Source organism: Novosphingobium sp. BL-A-41-Hi4A-0G (assembly GCF_055521735.1).
The window spans coordinates 43953-63075 of the sequence record NZ_JBVFVU010000002.1 but is presented as its reverse complement, the minus strand read 5'-3'; the positions used below and the strand labels follow the sequence as shown (position 1 = coordinate 63075).

The 19123-nt window shown below is 66.2% G+C and carries 17 protein-coding genes; 15 read left to right on the top strand and 2 right to left on the bottom strand.

Going from position 1 to position 19123, the window contains the following annotated elements:
• Positions 1-10 precede the first annotated feature (10 nt).
• The 15 genes from ACZ1JX_RS17975 to ACZ1JX_RS17905 all read left to right on the top strand — a co-directional run bounded on the left by ACZ1JX_RS17975 (position 11) and on the right by ACZ1JX_RS17905 (position 17927).
• The gene (locus ACZ1JX_RS17975) at positions 11-589 is read left to right on the top strand and encodes an ANTAR domain-containing response regulator (RefSeq protein ID WP_144907676.1); all 579 of its coding nucleotides are present in this window, start codon (positions 11-13) and stop codon (positions 587-589) included.
• Positions 589-1821 carry an ABC transporter substrate-binding protein gene (locus tag ACZ1JX_RS17970; RefSeq protein ID WP_465126721.1) on the top strand — a complete coding sequence of 411 codons (1233 nt, stop codon included), beginning with the start codon at positions 589-591 and terminating at the stop codon, positions 1819-1821. Before ACZ1JX_RS17975 ends, ACZ1JX_RS17970 begins: the two co-directional genes overlap by 1 nt.
• A 218-nt stretch (positions 1822-2039) precedes the next feature.
• A complete protein-coding gene (locus ACZ1JX_RS17965) occupies positions 2040-3446 on the top strand; it encodes a CmpA/NrtA family ABC transporter substrate-binding protein (RefSeq protein ID WP_465126720.1) in 1407 nt (468 codons plus the stop codon).
• A 16-nt stretch (positions 3447-3462) separates the two neighbouring features.
• Entirely contained in the window at positions 3463-4485 is a 1023-nt protein-coding gene (locus ACZ1JX_RS17960) for an ABC transporter permease (protein WP_465126719.1), read from the top strand.
• 14 nt (positions 4486-4499) lie between these two features.
• Entirely contained in the window at positions 4500-6179 is a 1680-nt protein-coding gene (locus ACZ1JX_RS17955; protein WP_465126718.1) for an ABC transporter ATP-binding protein, read from the top strand.
• A 61-nt stretch (positions 6180-6240) separates the two neighbouring features.
• On the top strand, positions 6241-7500 hold the full coding sequence (locus ACZ1JX_RS17950) for an alginate export family protein (RefSeq protein WP_465126717.1): 1260 nt from the start codon (positions 6241-6243) through the stop codon (positions 7498-7500).
• 334 nt (positions 7501-7834) lie between these two features.
• Positions 7835-10315, top strand: a complete 2481-nt coding sequence (gene nirB / locus ACZ1JX_RS17945) for a nitrite reductase large subunit NirB (protein WP_465126864.1) — start codon at positions 7835-7837, stop codon at positions 10313-10315.
• Positions 10312-10653, top strand: a complete 342-nt coding sequence (gene nirD / locus ACZ1JX_RS17940; protein ID WP_465126716.1) for a nitrite reductase small subunit NirD — start codon at positions 10312-10314, stop codon at positions 10651-10653. The genes nirB and nirD overlap by 4 nt, the downstream gene beginning before the upstream one ends.
• On the top strand, positions 10650-13181 hold the full coding sequence (locus ACZ1JX_RS17935) for a nitrate reductase (RefSeq protein WP_465126715.1): 2532 nt from the start codon (positions 10650-10652) through the stop codon (positions 13179-13181). The genes nirD and ACZ1JX_RS17935 overlap by 4 nt, the downstream gene beginning before the upstream one ends.
• Positions 13178-13957: a uroporphyrinogen-III C-methyltransferase gene (gene cobA / locus ACZ1JX_RS17930; protein WP_465126714.1), complete on the top strand. Its 780-nt coding sequence runs from the start codon at positions 13178-13180 to the stop codon at positions 13955-13957. The genes ACZ1JX_RS17935 and cobA overlap by 4 nt, the downstream gene beginning before the upstream one ends.
• A 103-nt stretch (positions 13958-14060) precedes the next feature.
• Positions 14061-14585: a flavin reductase family protein gene (locus ACZ1JX_RS17925; RefSeq protein WP_465126713.1), complete on the top strand. Its 525-nt coding sequence runs from the start codon at positions 14061-14063 to the stop codon at positions 14583-14585.
• A gap of 13 nt (positions 14586-14598) precedes the next feature.
• Entirely contained in the window at positions 14599-15228 is a 630-nt protein-coding gene (locus ACZ1JX_RS17920) for a nuclear transport factor 2 family protein (protein WP_465126712.1), read from the top strand.
• Positions 15229-15233: 5 nt separating this feature from the next.
• Positions 15234-16304, top strand: coding sequence for an alkene reductase (locus tag ACZ1JX_RS17915; RefSeq protein WP_465126863.1), 1071 nt, complete (start codon positions 15234-15236; stop codon positions 16302-16304).
• 28 nt (positions 16305-16332) lie between these two features.
• Positions 16333-17124 carry an SDR family NAD(P)-dependent oxidoreductase gene (locus tag ACZ1JX_RS17910; protein WP_465126711.1) on the top strand — a complete coding sequence of 264 codons (792 nt, stop codon included), beginning with the start codon at positions 16333-16335 and terminating at the stop codon, positions 17122-17124.
• A 2-nt stretch (positions 17125-17126) separates the two neighbouring features.
• On the top strand, positions 17127-17927 hold the full coding sequence (locus ACZ1JX_RS17905) for an SDR family NAD(P)-dependent oxidoreductase (RefSeq protein ID WP_465126710.1): 801 nt from the start codon (positions 17127-17129) through the stop codon (positions 17925-17927).
• Here ACZ1JX_RS17905 and ACZ1JX_RS17900 read toward each other — a convergent pair.
• Positions 17924-18142: a hypothetical protein gene (locus tag ACZ1JX_RS17900; RefSeq protein WP_465126709.1), complete on the bottom strand. Its 219-nt coding sequence runs from the start codon at positions 18140-18142 to the stop codon at positions 17924-17926. The two genes, ACZ1JX_RS17905 and ACZ1JX_RS17900, sit on opposite strands and share 4 nt — an antisense overlap.
• Before the next feature lie 111 nt (positions 18143-18253).
• Positions 18254-19123, bottom strand: a complete 870-nt coding sequence (locus tag ACZ1JX_RS17895; protein ID WP_465126708.1) for a tyrosine-protein phosphatase — start codon at positions 19121-19123, stop codon at positions 18254-18256.

Sequence of the window (19123 nt, the reverse complement as noted above, 5' to 3'; positions counted from 1 at the left end):
ACGCATCGCCATGCGCATAGCCATCGTCGATGAGAGCGCCAGTCGCGCGGCGGTGATCCGCGAGGGGCTGGCCATGCTCGAGGACTGCGAGATCTTCGTGGTGACCGAGCGACGCGGGCTGGTGGCGCGGATTGGCGAGATCGCGCCCGACATCGTGCTGATGGATCTCGGCAACCCCTCGCGCGACGTGCTGGAAGAATACTTTGCAGTGAGCCGCGTGCTCGGCCGTCCGATCGCGATGTTCGTGGACGAGAGCGACGAGGAATCGATTGCCGCTTCGGTGGATGCGGGCGTTTCGTCCTATGTCGTCGACGGCCTTGCGCCGCATCGCATCCGCCCGATCCTCGATCTGGCGGTGCGGCGGTTCAACGCCTTTGCCCGGCTGGAGGCCGATCTGGCCGAGGCCAAGGGCAAGCTGGCCGAGCGCGAGGTGGTGGACAAGGCCAAGCGCATCCTGATGGACAGCCGGGGCTTTTCCGAACCCCAGGCCTATTCGGAACTGCGCAAGACCGCGATGAACCAGGGCAAGCGCATTGCCGATATTGCCGAGGCGGTGGTGACCGCGCATCAGCTGATGGGAGGGAAGTGATGGCGTCCGCGTCTGCTCTGGGCGAACTGACCGTCGGCTTCCTGCCGCTGGTCGATGCGTGCCTGCCGATCCTTGCGCGCGAGCACGGCTTTGCCGAGGCCGAGGGCATCTCGCTGCGGCTGGTGCGCGACATGAGCTGGGCGACGGTGCTCGACCGGCTGCTCTACGGGCACAGCGATGCCGCGCACATGGTCGCCCCGCTGGCGATTGCGACGACGCTGGGGCGCGGGCGGCCGGCGCAGCCGCTGTCGGTGCCGTTCGTGCTGGGGCTGAATGGCAATGCGATCACGATGCGGCCAGACCTTGCGCGCGCGGTCAATCCGGCGGGCGGCCTCGGCGATCCGGCCAGCGTCGGCGCGGCGCTGAAGGCGCATCTGGCGCAGACCGGCAAGCCGCTGCGGTTCGGCGTGGTCCACCGCTATTCCAGCCACAACTACATGCTGCGCTACTGGCTGGCGGCCTGTGGCGTGCGGCCCGACGTGGACGTGGAGATCACCACGGTCGCCCCGCCGTTCTGCGCCGATGCGCTGGAGTTTGGCGAAGTCGATGCGATCTGCGTGGGCGAGCCGTGGAACAGCGTGGCGGTGGAGCGCGGCGCGGGCGAGATCGTGCTGGTGACCGCGCAGATCTGGCGGCGCGGGGTGGAGAAGGTTCTCGCCCTGCGCGAGCCGGTGATGGAAGAGCGCCGCGCCAAGGTGGAAGCGCTGGTGCGCGCGCTGCGCAAGGCGGGCGAGCACTTCGTCGATCCGGCAAACCTCGATGCCAATGCGGCGATTCTGGCGCGGGCGGAATATCTTGACGGCAATGCCGAGCTGATCCGGCGGGCGATATCCGACCGGCTGCTGCTGGCCCAAGGTGGGCCAAAGGGAGGAGAGCTGCTGCACTATCCCGATTTCATGTTCCAGCATCGCGAGGCGGCGAACTTCCCTTGGGTCAGCCAGGCCGAGTGGCTCTACAGCCAGATGGTGCGCTGGGACGGCATGGGCTTTGACGCGGGCGATGCGGGCAAGGCGGCGCGGGTGTTCCGGCCCGATGTGTACCGCAGCGCACTATTGGGGACCGGGGAGCCGCTGCCGGGGGCCAGTTCCAAGGTGGAAGGCAGCCTTGGCGGGCCGACTTCTGTGAGCATGCAGCAGGGGGTTATAACACTGGAAAACAACAGATTTTTTGATGGTCAGCCGTTCGATCCGGCGCTGTTGCAGAGTTACATCGAAAGCCAGCGTCAGACATAAATTTCTGCTGCGGTGCAAAAAACGCTTGCCGAACCGCAGCCGAATCACATAGCTTGAGTTTCAAGCCAAACGGTGCCGCCCAAGGATGGACGGACAGATCACCGGGCGGACCAGCAGTTTCATTGCGTGGCAACGTCGCCGCCCAGACCTTCCCCATCTCGGGATGCGTTCGGGCGGCTTTTTCGTGTTTGCCACGCCGCATTCGAGGGGTGGGTTACATGAGCGGACGGAACGGGTTCAACCGGCGGGGAATGGTCGCGGCGCTGCTGGCAGGGATTGCCGTGGCGAGCTGCGGCAAGGGCGGCGATGCGCCGGAAAAGCCCGCGGCTTCGGCCAATGGCATCGAAAAGCCGGTGCTCAAGCTCGGCTTCATCAAGCTGACCGACATCGCCCCGCTGGTGGTGGCGCAGGAGAAGGGCTTCTTCCGTGAGGAAGGGCTGACCGTGACGCTTGAACCGCAGGCGAACTGGAAGGTGCTGCTCGATGGCGTGACCGGCGGGCAGCTGGACGGGGCGCACATGCTGGCAGGGCAGGTGCTGGCCTCGGGTGCGGGGATCGGCAGCAAGGTGCCGCTGGTCACGCCGTTCTCGCTCGACATCAACGGCAAGGGCGTGACCGTTTCCAACCAGGTGTGGGACATGATCGCGCCCACCCTGCCGAAGGGGCCTGACGGCAAGGTGCAGATGCCGATTTCGGCTTCGGCACTTGGGCCCGTCGTCGCCAAGTTCAAGGCCGAGGGCAAGCCCTTCAAGATGGGCATGGTCTTCCCGGTTTCGACCCACAACTACGTGCTGCGTTACTGGCTGGCGGCGGGCGGGCTGAACCCCGGCTTCTACCTGCCGGGCGATACGGCAGGCGTGACCGGGGCCGACGTGCAGCTTTCGGTCACCCCGCCGCCGCAGATGCCCTCGACCATGGAGGCGGGCACGATCAACGGCTATTCGGTGGGCGAGCCGTGGAATCAGGCCTCGGTTGCCAAGAAGATCGGCGTGCCGATCATCGTCGATCCCGACATTGCCGGGACCACGGGCGACAAGGTGTTCGGCCTGACGGCGGAGTTTGCCAAGAAGAACCCCAACACGGTCAAGGCGCTGACCCGCGCGCTGATCCGGGCTTCGATGTGGCTTGATGCCGAGGGCGGCAAGAACCGGCCCGAGGCGGTCAAGATGCTCGCCAGCCCGAAGTATGTCGGTGCCGACGAAAAGGTGCTGATGGCCTCGATGACCGGAAAGTTCACCTTCGGCGCGGGCGATACGCGCGATACGCCGGAGTTCAACCTCTTCTTTGACCAACAGGCGAGCTATCCGTTCTATTCGGACGGCATCTGGTTCCTGACGCAGATGCGCCGCTGGGGGCAGATCGCCGAGGACAAGAACGACCAGTGGTATCTCGACACGGTCAAGTCGGTCTATCGCCCGGACATCTATGAGGAGGCGGCCAAGTCTTTGGTCAAGGAAGGCAAGGCGCAGGCCGACCAGTTCCCCGCCACCGACGGCTTCCGCGTCTATTCGCGCAAGGCGATCGACGGCGTGGCTTTCGATGCGACAAAGCCCGCCGCCTATGCCGCCAGCTTCGCCATCGGGCTGAAGCCGGGCCAGAAGGTCACGCCTGCGGGCGTCAAGTAAGACAGGAGCAGAGACGATGAACGCGGTCGCATTGCGCAAGGACGAATTCGTCGGCACCGAAGCGGATGTCATGGAGGAGAGCGCGGCTCTCCTCCCCGAAGCGAAAGCGGAGACACCTGTGGATAGTGCCGCGAAGCCGGAAAAGGCGCTGCTGTTCGGGATCAAGCTGCCCTCGGCCCGCGCCGCGTTCGAAGCGCTCTGGCCGCCGCTGGCCGGGATCGGCGGGTTCCTGGCGCTGTGGGCGCTGCTGGCGCCGCTGGTGCAGACCTCGCTCGGCACGCTGCCGGGGCCGGGGGATGTCTGGGAAGCCTTTCTCGGGCTGCTTGACGAGGCGGCGGCATCGCGGGTTGCGGCAGTTGAAGCTGTTGCGGCAGGCTATGCCTATACGGGGCCGCCGACGTTCATCGACCAGATCTTCACCAGCCTTGAAACGGTGGCGGCAGGCTTTGTGCTGGCGACGCTGTTCGCGGTGCCGCTGGGGCTGGTTGCGGGCATGTCCAGCCGTGTCAACGCGGCGATCAATCCGCTGGTGCAGGTGATGCGCCCGGTCAGCCCGCTGGCGTGGCTGCCGATCGTGACGATGGTGGTTTCCGCCTCTGTCACCAGCGACGATCCGACGCTGGCCAAGAGCTTCATCATCTCGGCAGTGGTCGTGATGCTGTGCTCGCTCTGGCCGACGCTGATCAACACCGCCATCGGCACGGCGAGCATCGACAAGGACCTGATCGCGGTGGGCCGGGTGCTGCGGCTGGGCTGGTTCGCCAAGCTGACCCGCCTCGTGCTGCCATCGTCGCTGCCTTATATCTTCACTGGCATGCGCCTGTCGCTGGGCACCGGCTGGATGGTGCTGATCGCGGCGGAAATGCTCGCGCAGAACCCGGGCCTGGGCAAGTTCGTTTGGGATGAATTCCAGAACGGGTCCGAAAAGTCGCTGGCGCGGATCATGGTGGCGGTGGTGGTGATCGGGCTGATCGGCTTCGCTCTCGACCGCGTGATGATGGCGCTGCAGGCCTTCGTCAGCCGCAACCGCACTGTCTGAGAAAGGCACCGACCATGGCCACGATCCTTTCGCTGAAAGACGTCCGCAAGAGCTACACCGGCAAGGCCGGGGGCGTTTCGGAAGTTCTCGGCGGCATCGACCTTGATGTGGAGGAGGGCGAATTCATCGCGATCCTCGGCTTCTCGGGCGCTGGCAAGACCACGCTGATCTCGGCCATTGCCGGGCTGGTGGAGCCGGATGCGGGCGAGATCCTGCTGCATGGCAAGGCGATTGACGGGCCGGACAAGGATCGCGGCCTCGTGTTCCAGTCCTACTCGCTGTTCCCCTGGCTGACGGTGGGGCAGAACGTGGCGCTGGCGGTGGATGCGGTGCACAAGGACCGCAGCAAGGAAGAGCGCGCGGCGCTGGTGCGGCAGAAGGTCGAGCTGGTCGGCCTCGGCCATGCCATGGACCGCAAGCCCGCGCAGCTTTCGGGCGGAATGCGGCAGCGTGTTTCAGTCGCCCGCGCGCTGGCGATGGAGCCGGAAATCCTGCTGCTGGACGAGCCGCTTTCCGCATTGGACGCGCTGACCCGCGCCAAGCTGCAGGACGAGATCGACCGCATCCGCGAGGAGGAAAAGCGCACGATCATCCTCGTCACCAACGACGTGGACGAAGCGCTGCTGCTGGCGGACCGGGTGGCGGTGCTGACGCCGGCACCTGCTGCGAAGATCGGGCGGATTTTCCCGGTGACGCTGCCGCGCCCGCGCGATCGCGAGGCGGTGAACGACAGCGTGGAATTCCAGAAGCTGCGCACCGAGATCGTCAATTACCTTGGCGGGCTGGCGGGCGAAAAGGCGGCGCAGGGCAGCGATTTCGGGCATTTGCCCAACGTGACCCCGCTCGATCTGGCACCTCCGCCCAAGGCCTATCAGGATGTGGCAAAGAAGGGCGCGACGCGGCGCTATATGGAGTTCTGGAAGCTCAACAAGATCTACCCCACGCCCAAGGGGCCGCTGACCGTGGTCGAGGACTTCAACCTACTGATGGACAAGGGCGAGTTCATCTCGCTGATCGGCCATTCGGGTTGCGGCAAGTCCACCGTGCTGACGATGGCGGCGGGGCTGAACGAGATCAGCAAGGGTGGCATCATCCTCGACAATCGCGAGATCGATGTGGCGGGGCCGGACAAGGCGGTGGTGTTCCAGGCGCCGAGCCTGATGCCGTGGCTGACCGCGCGGCAGAACGTGGCGCTGGGGGTGGAGCGGGTCTATCCGCACGCCACGAGATCTGAGCGGCGCGAGATCATCGATTACTATCTCGACCGCGTTGGCCTGGCCGATGCCAAGGACAAGATGGCGACGGAGATGTCGAACGGGATGCGCCAGCGGGTGGGCATTGCCCGCGCCTTCGCGCTTTCGCCGCGCCTGCTGCTGCTGGACGAGCCGTTCGGGATGCTCGACAGCCTGACGCGCTGGGACTTGCAGGACGTGTTGGTGGAAGTGTGGAACCGCACCAAGGTGACCGCGATCATGGTGACGCATGATGTGGACGAAGCGATCCTGCTGGCTGACCGCGTGGTGATGATGACCAATGGCCCCAACGCCACGATCGGCAAGGTGCTGAAGATCGACCTGCCGCGCCCGCGGGACCGCAAGGCGCTGCTGAAGCACCCGGATTTCTACGCCTACCGTCAGGAAGTGCTGCGCTTTCTGGCCGAATACGACCACGGGCCAAAGGCCCACGCCGCCTGAGGGGCGGACCGATCTGAGAGGATGCCTGAGCGGCCTTCTTTGAGGGGTTCAGGAGAAAAACATGAAAAAGACTGCCATCACGGCGACGCTGCTCGCGTCGTCGATCGCCTTCGCACATCCGGCGTTCGCGGCGGGAAAGCCCGCTTTCGGCGATCCGGTGCCGGTGGGGGAGGGGCTGACGCTCGACCCGATCATCGACGCGCGCATTCGTTATGAGGGCGTGGACCAGCCTACGGTCGATGCCGATGCGGTGACCTTGCGCCTGCGTACCGGCGTGGAACTGCGCCACGCGCCTTCGCACCTTTCGGTGCTGGTGGAGGCTGAGGGCACATTGGGCTTGAACAACGAATTCAACGCCTTCCCCTTCGCGCTGCCGGGCAGTTCGCAGCGGCGTCCGCAATATGCGGTGGTGGCCGATGGCGAGAGCATCGACCTCAACCGCGCGCAGATCATGTACAAGGTCAAGGACTTCGCGCTGACGGTGGGGCGGCAGCGGATCAATCTCGATGACCAGCGCTTCGTCGGCTCGGTCGGCTGGCGGCAGAATGAGCAGACCTTCGATGCCGTGCGCGCCGAGGCGACGGTCGGGCCGGTGAGCCTTGATGCGACTTATGCGGTCCAGCAGGATTCGATCTTCGGATCGGAAGCAGGGCCGCGCCGGTCGATGGACGGGGATTTCGCCTTCGTGCAGGCTGCCGTGAAGATCGGGCCGCTGCAGGTGAAGGGCTTCTCCTACATCATCGACTATGACGAGGCCTTTGCCTTCGCCAATTCCTCGCAGACGTATGGCGGGCGCGTCTCGGGCAGCATTGCGCTGTCGAAGGCGGTGAAGCTCAATGTGCTGGCGAGCTATGCGCGGCAGACGGATATCGGCCGCAACCCTGTCAACTACGCGGCGGATTTCGTCGTGGGCGAGCTGGGGCTGGGCTATCAGAGCTTCACCCTGACCGGCGGCTACGAGAAGCTGGGCGCGGACCGGAAGGCGGGCAAGGCCTTCCAGACGCCGCTGGCCACGCTGCACAAGTTCAACGGCTGGGCCGACCTGTTCCTGACCACGCCGGGCACCGGGCTTGAGGATTACTACGTCACGCTCGCCAAGGTCTTTCCCAAGGTGAAGGCGGTGCAGGGGCTGAACGCAAATGTGACGTATCACGAATTCCGCAGCGATGTGGGCGGGGTGAAGTTCGGCACTGAATGGGATGCGAGCCTGGGGTTCAAGACGAAGAAGGTCGGCTGGCTGGTGAAATATGCCAACTACAACGCGGACAAGTTCGGCGTGGATCGGCGGATCGTGTGGTTGCAGGCTGAGGTGGTGTTTTGAGGTTACGGTGACGGGTTGCGCGGGATGCTTCGACAAGCTCAGCATGAGCGGGTTTGTTGTGCTTGAAGATCTCCCCCGCTCATCCTGAGCCTGTCGAAGGATGAGTGTGCTGCACTGCAAAATAACCCTTGCAGTGCAGCACCCGAATCGGTTAGCCAAGTGAACGAAGGCCGAAGCGCCGCCCAAGGACGGGCGAACCAGCGCAAGGCCTGAAAGATCAACATCGCGTGGCAACGTCGCCGCCCAGACCTTCCCAACAGGGAAGCGTTCGGGCGGCTTTTTCGTGTTTGCGCGTCTGACAAGGAAGACCGGAGTGAACGCGCCTGCAACCCTGATGGAAAAGGACCGGACCGCGCCTGTGAAGGAGCGGCTGGTGGTGATCGGCAACGGCATGGCCGGGTGCCGCGCGGTGGAGGAAGTGCTCGCCCGCGATCCCGCCCGGTTCGACGTGACGATCTTCGGTGCCGAGCCGCGGGTGAACTACAACCGCATCATGCTTTCGCCGGTGCTGGCCGGAGAGAAGGCGTTCGAGGACATCGTGATCAATGGCGAGGACTGGTATGCCGACAACGGCATCACGCTGGTCTCGGGCGATCCGGTGGTCTCGATCGACCGCGCGACGCAGACGGTGGTGGCGAAGTCGGGCCGGGTCGAGCCTTATGACCGGCTGCTGATCGCCACGGGGTCCGATCCGTTCATCATCCCGGTGCCGGGCAAGGATCTGGCGGGTGTGGTGACGTTCCGCGATCTGGATGACGTGGACAGGATGCTGAGCGCCGCCGAAAAGGGTGGAAGCGCCGTGGTGATCGGCGGTGGCCTGCTCGGGCTGGAGGCAGCGCATGGCCTTTCGCTTCGGGGCATGAAGGTCACCGTCGTTCATCTCATGCCCACGCTGATGGAGCGCCAGCTTGATGAGGCGGCGGGATACCTGCTCAAGACCGAGCTGGAGCGGCGCGGGCAGACCATCGTGACCGGGGGCGATACCGCCGAGATCGTGGGCCGCGATGGTCATGTGGCGGCGGTGAAGCTGAAGGACGGGCGCGAGTTTGCTGCCGACATCGTGGTCATGGCCGTCGGCATCCGCCCCGGCACGTCGCTGGCCAAGGCGGCGGGGCTGGAGGTGGAGCGCGGCATCGTGGTGGACGACCACATGGTGACGAGCGATCCGGCGATCATGGCTGTGGGCGAATGCGTGCAGCATCGCGGGGCCTGCTACGGCCTCGTCGCGCCGCTGTGGGAGATGTGCCGCGCGCTGGCCGATGCAGCTTGCGAGCAGCCCAGCGGCTATGAAGGTTCGGTCACTTCGACCAAGCTCAAGGTTTCGGGGATCGACCTGTTTTCGGCGGGCGACTTTTCGGGCGGTGACGGGGCCGAAGACATCGTCATGCGCGATGCCTCGCGCGGGGTGTACAAGCGTGTTGTCGTCAAGGACAACAAGCTGGTCGGCGCGGTGCTCTATGGCGATACGGCGGACGGGAACTGGTATTTCGACCTGCTGAAGAAGGGCGAGGACATTTCCGCCATCCGCGAGGCGCTGATCTTCGGTCAGGCCTTTGCCAGTGGGGGCGCCCTGCTGGACCCTAATGCCGCCGTTGCAGCGCTATCGGACGACGCAGAAATCTGCGGCTGCAACGGCGTTTCCAAGGGAAAGGTGGTCGAAACGATCAAGGCGGGCGCGTGCAGCCTCGATGCGGTGCGCAGCACGTGCAAGGCTTCGGCTTCGTGCGGTTCATGCACGGGACTGGTCGAGAGTCTGCTGGCGCTGACGCTGGGTGGCGAAGTGCAATCGGGGCCGAAGACGCTGTGCAAGTGCACCAGCTTCAGCCACGACGATGTGCGCCGTCTGATCTTCGAGAAGAACCTGCGCGCGATCCCGCAACTGATGCAGGAACTGCACTGGACCACGCCTGATGGCTGTTCCTCATGTCGACCTGCGCTGAATTACTACCTGCTCTGCGCCTGGCCGGGCGAGTACGAGGATGACCAGAAGAGCCGCTTCGTCAACGAGAGGCTCCACGCCAATATCCAGAAGGACGGCACCTATTCGGTGGTGCCGCGCATGTGGGGCGGCCTCACCAACCCGCGCGAACTGCGCGCGATTGCCGATGTGGTCGAAAAGTACAACGCGCCGATGGTCAAGGTCACCGGCGGACAACGGTTGGACATCTTCGGGATCAAGAAGGAGGATCTGCCTGCCGTCTGGGCCGATCTCAATGCGGCGGGGATGGTTTCGGGCCATGCCTATGGCAAGTCGCTGCGCACGGTGAAGACCTGCGTCGGGTCCGAATGGTGCCGCTTCGGCACGCAGGATTCGACCGGGCTTGGCGTGAAGCTGGAGCGGATGACCTGGGGTTCGTGGATGCCCCACAAGTTCAAGATCGCGGTTTCGGGCTGTCCGAGGAATTGCGCGGAAGCCACGATCAAGGACTTCGGCGTGGTCTGCGTGGACTCTGGCTATGAGTTGCACGTTGGCGGCAATGGCGGGATCAAGGTCCGCGCCACCGACCTCTTATGCAAGGTGGCGACCGAGCAGGAAGCGATGGATGTCTGCGCGGCGTTCATCCAGCTTTACCGCGAGCAGGCGCACTATCTGGAACGCACCGCGCCGTGGATCGAGCGCGTGGGCCTCGATCATGTGAAGGCGGGGCTGTTCGACGATCCTGACAGCGTGAAGCGCCTTGCCGCGCGGTTCCGCTATTCGCAGACCTTCTGCCAGACCGATCCCTGGGCCGAGCGCGTGGCGGGCAAGGATGCGGATCTGCACCAGCACCTTGCCGAAGTGCGGCCCCTTGTAATGACGGAGTTTGCAGCATGATCGGCGATTGGCTCGACATCGGTTCGGTGGACCAGATCACGCCGGGCACCGCGCGCACGCTGCCGGTGATCGGCGCGGACGAGATTGCGGTGTTCCGCACGCAGAAGAACGAGTTCTACGCGCTGGTGAATAAGTGCCCGCACAAGCAGGGGCCGCTCTCGCAAGGGATCGTCCACGACAACGTGGTGACCTGCCCGCTGCACAACTGGAACATCTCGCTCAAGACCGGCGAGGCGCTGGGCGAGGACAAGGGGTGCGTTCCGACCGTTCCGATGAGGGTTGATGCTGGGCGGATGTATCTGCTGCGCTCCGCCGTGGTCGGAAGCCGCGCGGCTTGAGGCAGGTCCGCACCACTTGCGCCTATTGCGGCGTTGGCTGCGGCATTGCCGCCGAGGTGACGGGCGAGCGCTCTGTCACCATCCGGGGCGATGCCGGGCACCCGGCGAACTTTGGCAAGTTGTGTTCCAAGGGCACGCATCTGGGGGAGACGGTGGGGCTGGAAGGGCGGTTGCTCCATCCGATGATCGGCAACGCCCGCGCCGGGTGGGACGAGGCGCTGGATCTGGTGGCGGGCCGGATGCGCGATTGCATCGAGCGGCACGGGCCGGACAGCGTGGCGCTCTATGTCTCGGGCCAGTTGCTGACCGAGGACTACTATGCCGCCAACAAGCTGATGAAGGGCTTTGTCGGCAGTGCCAACATCGACACGAACAGCCGTCTGTGCATGGCGAGCGCGGTGGCGGCGCACAATCGCGCGTTCGGTGAAGACGTGGTGCCCGTCACCTATGACGATCTGGATGAAGCGGACCTGATCGTGCTGGTGGGATCGAACACCGCGTGGTGCCATCCGGTGATCTGGCAGCGGATCGAGGCGGCGCGGGAGGCTCGCGGAACCAGGATCGTGGTGATCGACCCGCGCCGGACCGAGACGGCCGAGCAGGCGGACCTGCATGTGCCGGTGGCTCCTGATGGGGATGTCGCTCTGTTCAATGCGTTGCTGGGAGAGATGGGGCGGCGGGGGTTGGTGGGGGAACAGGCCCTCCCCCAACCCCTCCCGCCTGCGGGAGGGGAGAATGGCGGCGTTTCGGTTGAGACGTTTGCGGCGCTGGCCGATCTGGTTGCCGCGCATCCGCGCATGGTCACGGTGTTCTCGATGGGGGCGAACCAGTCGGTCGCGGGGACGGACAAGGGCAATGCGATCATCAACCTGCACATTGCCACAGGCCGGATCAATGCGCCGGGCATGGGGCCGTTTTCGATGACCGGGCAGCCCAATGCGATGGGCGGGCGCGAAGTGGGGGGGCTGGCCAACATGCTCGCCTGCCATCTCGGGTTTTCGGAAGAGGAGCGCGCCGATGTGGCGGCGTTCTGGCAGGCGCCGCGGATGTGTTCGGGGCCGGGGCTGAAGGCGGTGGACCTGTTCCGCGCGGTGCATGACGGGCGGGTGAAGTTCCTCTGGGTCATGGCGACCAATCCCGCCGTCTCGATGCCCGATGCGGGCTTCGTGCGCGAGGCGCTGGCGCGGTGCGAGACGGTGGTCGTCTCGGACGTGATCGCCGATACCGATACGGCGAAATTCGCGCACGTCCGCCTGCCAGCGCTGGCCTGGGGCGAGAAGGACGGGACGGTGACCAATTCCGAACGCCGCGTCAGCCGCCAGCGCGCGCTGTTTGCCGCTCCGGGCGAGGCGCGGGCGGACTGGGCGATCATTGCGCAAGTGGCGCAAGCGATGGGCTTTGCCGGGTTCGACTGGGCCAATGCGGCGGGCGTGTTCCGCGAATATGCGGCGATGACCGCGCTTTCGGTGCAGCATGGCAAGGTGCTCGACCTGACCGACAGGGCCGGGATTTCGGACGCGGACTATGAGGCGATGGCGCCGTTCCTGTGGGGCGGGCGGCATCCGATGGCTGGGCGCGACATGCGCGTGGTACCCGTGGAGCCGCGCACGCGCGGCGTCGATCCTGCTTTTCCGCTGCGGCTCAACACCGGGCGTTATCGCGACCAGTGGCACACGATGACCCGCACCGGCCTTTCGCCCATGCTGGCGCAGCATCGGCGCGAGCCCTTGCTGGAAGTGCATCCGGACGATGCGGCCCTGGCGGGGATCATGGATGGCGCGCTGGCACAGGTGGTGACGGCGTCGGGGGCATCGGTGTTCCGCGTGGCTGTCACCGATGCGCAAGCGCGGGGTCAGGTCTTCGTGCCGATGCACTGGAGCGATGCGATGGCCAGCGGCGGGCGCGGAAACCTGCTGCCCGACCAGTCGGTCGATCCCGTCTCCGGCCAGCCCGGCTTCAAGAACAACGCCTGCCGGATCGAGCCGGTGGCGAGCGACTGGCGCGCGTTCCTGCTGCGCGGCGATGCCATGACGCCCGAAGGTCTGGTGTGGTGGAGCCGTTCGGCGGTGGCGGGCGGCTGGCTATACGAACTGGCGGGCGATGGCGCGGTGGATGCCGATGTGCTGCTGCCCGGCGGTGAGCGGATCGAGGCGGTCGACATGGCGCGGGGAATGCGGCGGCTGGCGGTGACTGACGGGGCGGGCACGCTGCGCGCGGCGCTGTTCGTTACGCGCACGGGGCAGCTGCCGCCGCGTGACTGGATCGCGGGGCAGCTGGGCACGCGCGGCGCAGGCGTGCCCGAACTGCTCGCCGCGCGCCCGAGCATGCCTGCGCCCGATCGCGGGCCGGTGGTCTGCGTGTGCCACGGCATCGGCGCGAACCAGATCCTTGGCGCGGCTGAGGCAGGCGCGGGCAGCGTTGCGGACGTGGGCAGGGCTTGCGGGGCGGGGACCAATTGCGGGTCATGCCGTCCGGCGATTGCCCGGCTGCTGCGCGAATGGGGCGAGACAGCGGAGGCGGCGCAATGAGCGATTTTCCGGAAGGCACGATCTGGCTGGTGGGCGCAGGTCCCGGCGATCCCGAACTGCTGACGCGCAAGGCCGAGCGGCTGCTGCGCATGGCGAGCGTGGTGTTTTACGATGCGCTGGTCGGGCCTGGCGTGCTCGATCTGGCGGGGCCGGGCGCGCGGCTGGTCCATGTCGGCAAGCGGTCGGGGCGGCATTCCAAGGACCAGCGCACGATCGATGCGCTGCTCGTCGAGGCGGCGCTGGCGGGCGAGCGCGTGGTGCGGCTCAAGGGCGGCGATCCGGCGATCTTCGGGCGGGCGACCGAGGAGCTTTGCGCAGCCCACGCCCATGGCATCGACGTGCGCATCTGCCCCGGCGTGACTGCGGCGAGTGCGGCGGCGGCAAGCCTTGGCCGCTCGCTCACTCTGCGCGGTCTTGCCCGCAAGCTGACGCTGGTGACCGCCCATGCGCGGGCCGGACAGCCGCTCGATCTCGATTGGCAGGTGCTGGCCGATCCCGATGCGACGCTGGCGGTCTATATGGGCAAGGCGGCGGCCGAGGCGGTTTCGCGCAACCTGATCGCGGCGGGGATGCCGGGGGATACGCCGGTGGCGCTGGTCGAATCCGCCAGCCTGCCCGAGGAGCGCCAGTTCCATTCGCGGCTCGACCTGCTGCCGCTGGTGGCGCGGACCGCGTTGGGCGATGGTCCGGCGCTGCTGCTGGTCGGCCGGGCGCTGGCAGGCGATGCGGCGGCTCTGGCGCAGGAACGCCGGGAACTTTCCGCCTGCGTGGCATGATCACGCTTCGGGCTTTGCATTTGCGTAAGATCATGGATATAGAATAGCGCAAATAGCAAGTTCAGCCCGGATTCGCCCTCTACCCGCGAACCGGGTGAGGGGAGTGACATTGACGCAGACCGCCCTTCCGCTCGATGCCCGGTTGAAGCGCGTGCTGCGCTTCATGCCGGCGCCGCTCGGCATCGTCACCAGCTTCGATCCCGATAGCGGCGCGCCGGTGGGGCTGGCGATGTCGGCGCTGATGCCGGTGTGCCTTGAGCCGCCCGCCATGGCGATCTGCGTCAACCGCTCGGGCAGCGCCTATGACGCGATGATGCGGGCCGGGCGCTTCTGCATCAACCTGTTGCAGGCAGGGCAGGACGGGCACGTGCTGCCCTTCGCCGATCCCGCCGCGCGCGATGCCCGCTTCACGCAGGAAGACTGGCGGCAGCATGTCCACCATGCCCATGACGGCGTGTGGTTCATCGACAATGCGCCCGCTGCGATCTTCTGCACGATCCGCGAGAGCGTCAGCTTCGGCACGCATGACCTGCTGGTGGGCGAGGTCGACGACCTGATCACCTCGGGCAGCGATGACATTCTCGGCTGGGCCAATGGCTCGCTCTACCGGCCAGCTCCCCTTTCCTGAAGGCACGAACCGCATGACCGATCAATCCCTGCTTGCCCGCATCGACCGGCTGGAATCGCTCGACGCGATCCGGCAGTTGCCCGCCAAGTATTCGCTCGCGCTGGACATGCGCGATGGCGATGCCTGGGTGAACCTGTTCCCCGAGGACGTCCGCGTCGGCGGGGGCAAGAGCGGGCGCAAGGCGCTGCGCGACTGGTTCGACGAGACGCATTCGATGCAGTTCGATGGCACCAGCCACCATATCGGCGGGCACGTGATCGATTTCGACGATCCGGACCATGCGCAAGGGGTGGTCTATTCCAAGAACGAGCACGAAAGCGGTGCGGAATGGGTCATCATGCAGATGATGTACTTCGACCAGTACGAGCGGATCGAGGGCCGCTGGTATTTCCGCCGCCGCCTGCCGCTCTACTGGTACGCCAGCGATCTCAACAAGCCGCCGATCGGCGACCGCAAGATGCGCTGGCCCGGCGTGCCGCCATATCACGGCAGCTTCCACGACCTGTTCCCGAGCTGGAAGACCTACTGGGCACGAAATGGCCAGCCGCATGACGGTCCGGTGGAGCCGCCCGCGCCGCTGGAAAAGTTCATCGAGACGATGCGCCGGGGTGCGCCGTTGCCCAAGCCCCGCGTGCGGAGTTGAGCGCCGTGGTTGACGTGTTCTCGCCCGTTCGCATCGGCGATCTGGAATTGCGCAACCGAGTGGTCATGGCGCCGATGACGCGCGACCGGGCGGGGCCGCTCGACGAGCCGACCGACCTGATGGTCGAATACTACCGCCAACGTGCTTCGGCGGGGCTGATCGTGACAGAGGGCACCCAGCCTTCGCCGCACGGCAAGGGCTATTGGCGCACGCCGGGGATCCACTCGCCCGAGCAGGTGGCTGGCTGGCGCAAGGTGGCCGATGCGGTGCATGGGGAAGGCGGCCTCATCGCGATGCAGCTGATGCACGTGGGCCGCGCTGCGGTGCGGGCGAACAAGGCGGCGGATGCGCAGACGGTTGCGCCGAGCGCCATTGCCTGCCCCGATCCGATCCCCGGCCCCGATGGCGTGCCGGTGCCGACCGAGATGCCGCGCGCGCTGGAAGCCCATGAGATTCCGGGGGTGATTGCCGAATATGTGAGCGCGGCGCGCAATGCGCGCGAGGCCGGGATCGATGCGGTGGAGTTGCATTGCGCCTCCGGCTATCTGCCGATGCAGTTCCTTTCGTCCAATTCCAATCAGCGCAGCGATGCCTATGGCGGCAGTGCGGCGAACAGGGTGCGGTTCGTCGTTGAGACGCTCTCCGCGCTGGCGGCGGCGGTCGGGCCAGGGCGCGTGGGCTTTCGCATTTGCCCTGGCGTGACGTTCAACGGCATGGCCGATGCGGACCCGGCAGAGACTTACGCCACGCTGCTGAAGGCGGTGGACGGCATGGGGCTGGCCTATTGCCACCTGATCCACATTCCCAATGCCGGGTTTGATGCACTGGAGCTGGTGCGGGCCAACTGGTCTGGCCCGGTGATCGAGAACTGCGGGCTGACGCTGGACAAGGCCAATGCGGTGATCGGCGAGGGCAAGGCCGAGGCGGTCTCGTTCGGGTACGCCTATATCGCCAATCCCGATCTGGTGGAGCGCTTCCGCAGCGGGGCGCCGCTCGCCAAGGGGGATCGCAACACCTTCTACACCGGCCACGGCGAAGACGCGCGCGGCTATACCGACTATCCGCCCCTGACTTGAAAAGGCGCAAGCTGAGAAGGGTGATCCCATGACAGGCATTCTCAAAGGCCGCAGCGCGCTGGTGACTGGCGGCGGGCAGGGCGTGGGGCAGGGCATCGCCCGCGCACTGGCCGCGCAAGGTGCGGACGTGATGATTGCCCAGCGCGGGCTTGATGCTGCCGAGGCCGAAGCTGCGCACTTGCGCGTGACATACGGCGTCAACGCGCTGGCCCGACAGGTCGACGTGACTGCGCGCGGCGAGGTCGACGCGATGGTCGAGGCTTGTGCCAAGGCGTTCGGGCGGCTCGACATTCTCGTCAACAATGCCGGTGCGAGCTTTCCCAAGCGCTTGGAGAACCACACCGACGAGGACATGGAAGGCGCCTTCCTGCTCAACTACTGGTCGGCGTTCTGGGCGATGCGCGCGGCGTTTCCGCTGATGAAGGCGCAAGGGTTCGGGCGGATCATCAACCTCGGCTCGCTGAACGGCGTCAACGCGCACATGTTCACCGTGGCCTACAACGCAGCCAAGGAAGCGGTGCGTGCCTTGACCCGCACGGCGGCGGTCGAATGGGGTGGGCACGGCATTACGGCCAACGTGATCTGCCCCTCGGCGCTGAGCCCGGCGGCGCGGGAATACTTCGATGCCAACCCGGAAATGGCGCAGGCGATCCTGGGACAGGTGCCGGTGGGGCGCTTTGGCGAAGCTGCCGCAGACATCGGCCCGGTCGCGGTGTTCCTCGCGAGCGAGGCATCCAGCTACATGACCGGCAACACGCTCTACGTCGACGGCGGCGGGCACATCAACGGCGTCGCCTGGCGGCCCGAAGTCGAGGATTGATCATGCACAGACTCGAAGGCAAGCGCGCGGTGGTGACCGGCGGGGCGCAGGGGATCGGCGCGGCGATTGCGCGGCGGCTGGCGGACGAGGGCGCGGTCGTCGCCGTGCTCGATCTTTCGGCGGAGAAGGCGGGTGCCGTGCTGGGCGCTCCGCACATTGGCGTGGCTTGCGACGTTTCGGACACGGCTTCGGTGGACGCGGCCTTTGCCGAAGTGGCGCAGAGGCTGGGCGGTGTCGACGTGCTGGTCAACAATGCCGGGATCGGCAGCGCGCCGGGCGATGGCATGGCCGAATTCTATGCCGGGCAAGCCGCGCGCGCCGGGGGCGATGACAGCGCCTTTGCCGACCAGACCATCCATTGCGGCGACGAGGGCTGGAGCCGCGTGCTTTCGGTGACGCTCGACGGCGCGTTCCGCTGCAGCCGCGCGGCGGTGCGGATCATGAGCGAGCAGGGGACCGGCGGCGCAATCGTCAACATCGGGTCCACCGCCGCGCTCGCCGGCAATGGGCCGGTGCCTTACGTGACGGCCAAGGCGGCGGTGCTCGGCATGACCCGCGCGATGGCGCGCGAGCTGGCACCGCGCGGCATCCGCGTCAATGCGGTCAATCCGGGAGCAACCGAGACGCCGATCTACGCACCACTGCCCGAAGAGGTGAAGGCTGCGGTTGCCGCAGACAGCGTGATGAAGCGTCTGGCGCGGCCCGAGGAAGTGGCAGGCGCCGTGGCCTATCTTGCCAGCGACGATGCCAGCTTTGCCACCGGCAGCACGGTCAACGTCAATGGCGGAGCGTGGTTCAGCTAGAAACCGCTGTAATCGGACTTTGCCGAGATTTCGGTCGCGCCGGAATCATCATGGCCGAAGATGTCGGGCAGGAGCAGGAGGCAGGCGAGGACGTTGATCGCGACGGCCAGCTTGAACGCCTTCAGGAACGCAGCATTTGCGCCGCCCGCCTCGCGGGACCGCCCATCCACAGACAGGCCTTCGCGGCGATAGGAATGGGTTGGTCTCGAGGCCAAGAGCAGGGCTCCAGAATACGGGGTGCAGAATTCCGATTGCCCCAACGCGCGGCCAACTCTTTGGTTCCTGTGAATTTTCTGAAGCTGTCATTCTATTCTGCGACCCGCGCCTCAGCGGGTCAGCAGCTTTGTGCGCAGTGCGGAGATCTCTCGTGGTGACAGGCCGAGGCCCTTTGTGACGTAGGCATCGAAAGAGCCGTAGGTGTGGTCCACTTCGGCAAAGGCGGCCTCGATGTAGGACGGCTTCACGGTCAGTACCGGTTCGAGGAAGGCCGGGCTCAGCTTGCTGCCGGACCGGGCAAGGCCTTCAAGGATCGCGGCGTTCTTGGCAGCGAGGCGGTCGTTGCTCAGCAGGTAGTCCTGCATGATCGTCTCGCGCGGGACGCCGAGCAGGGAGAGGACGACGGCAGTGCCCCAGCCGGTGCGGTCCTTGCCAGCGGTGCAGTGATAGATGACCGGGCCGTCGGCGGCGATCATCAGCCGGATCAGCGCGGCGTAGGATTGACGCGCGCTGGGCAGGGTGACGAATTCGCGGTTGGCGGCGACGAGCAGCGCCTCGCCCTTGCCTTGCGCGATCTGCGCCATGGCAAGGCGCATGTCGCCACCCAGAGATTCCGAACTGTCCGCCGCGACATCGAGCACGATGTATCGCGCACCCGATGGCAGGCGATCGGGCTCGCGCGTGCGTTCGGTCACCGTGCGCAGGTCGGCCACGGCAGCAGGGCGCAGCGTGGCGATGGTTGCGAGATCGGCTTCGCTGAGCAGGTTCATCTGGTCGGAGCGATAGGCGAGGCCTGTGCGGACGCGGTGGCCGTCGTGCGTGCGATAGCCGCCGATGTCGCGAAAGTTCGGGGCGGTTGCGAGAGCGGGCGTGGTTACGCTGGCTTCGGTCAGGCTTGCCGAGGCAGATTGCGGGCCTGCCATCGGCGCGCATCCGGCGAGCAGTGCGGCCAGTGCGATGCTGCTGATCGGTCTGTGCAT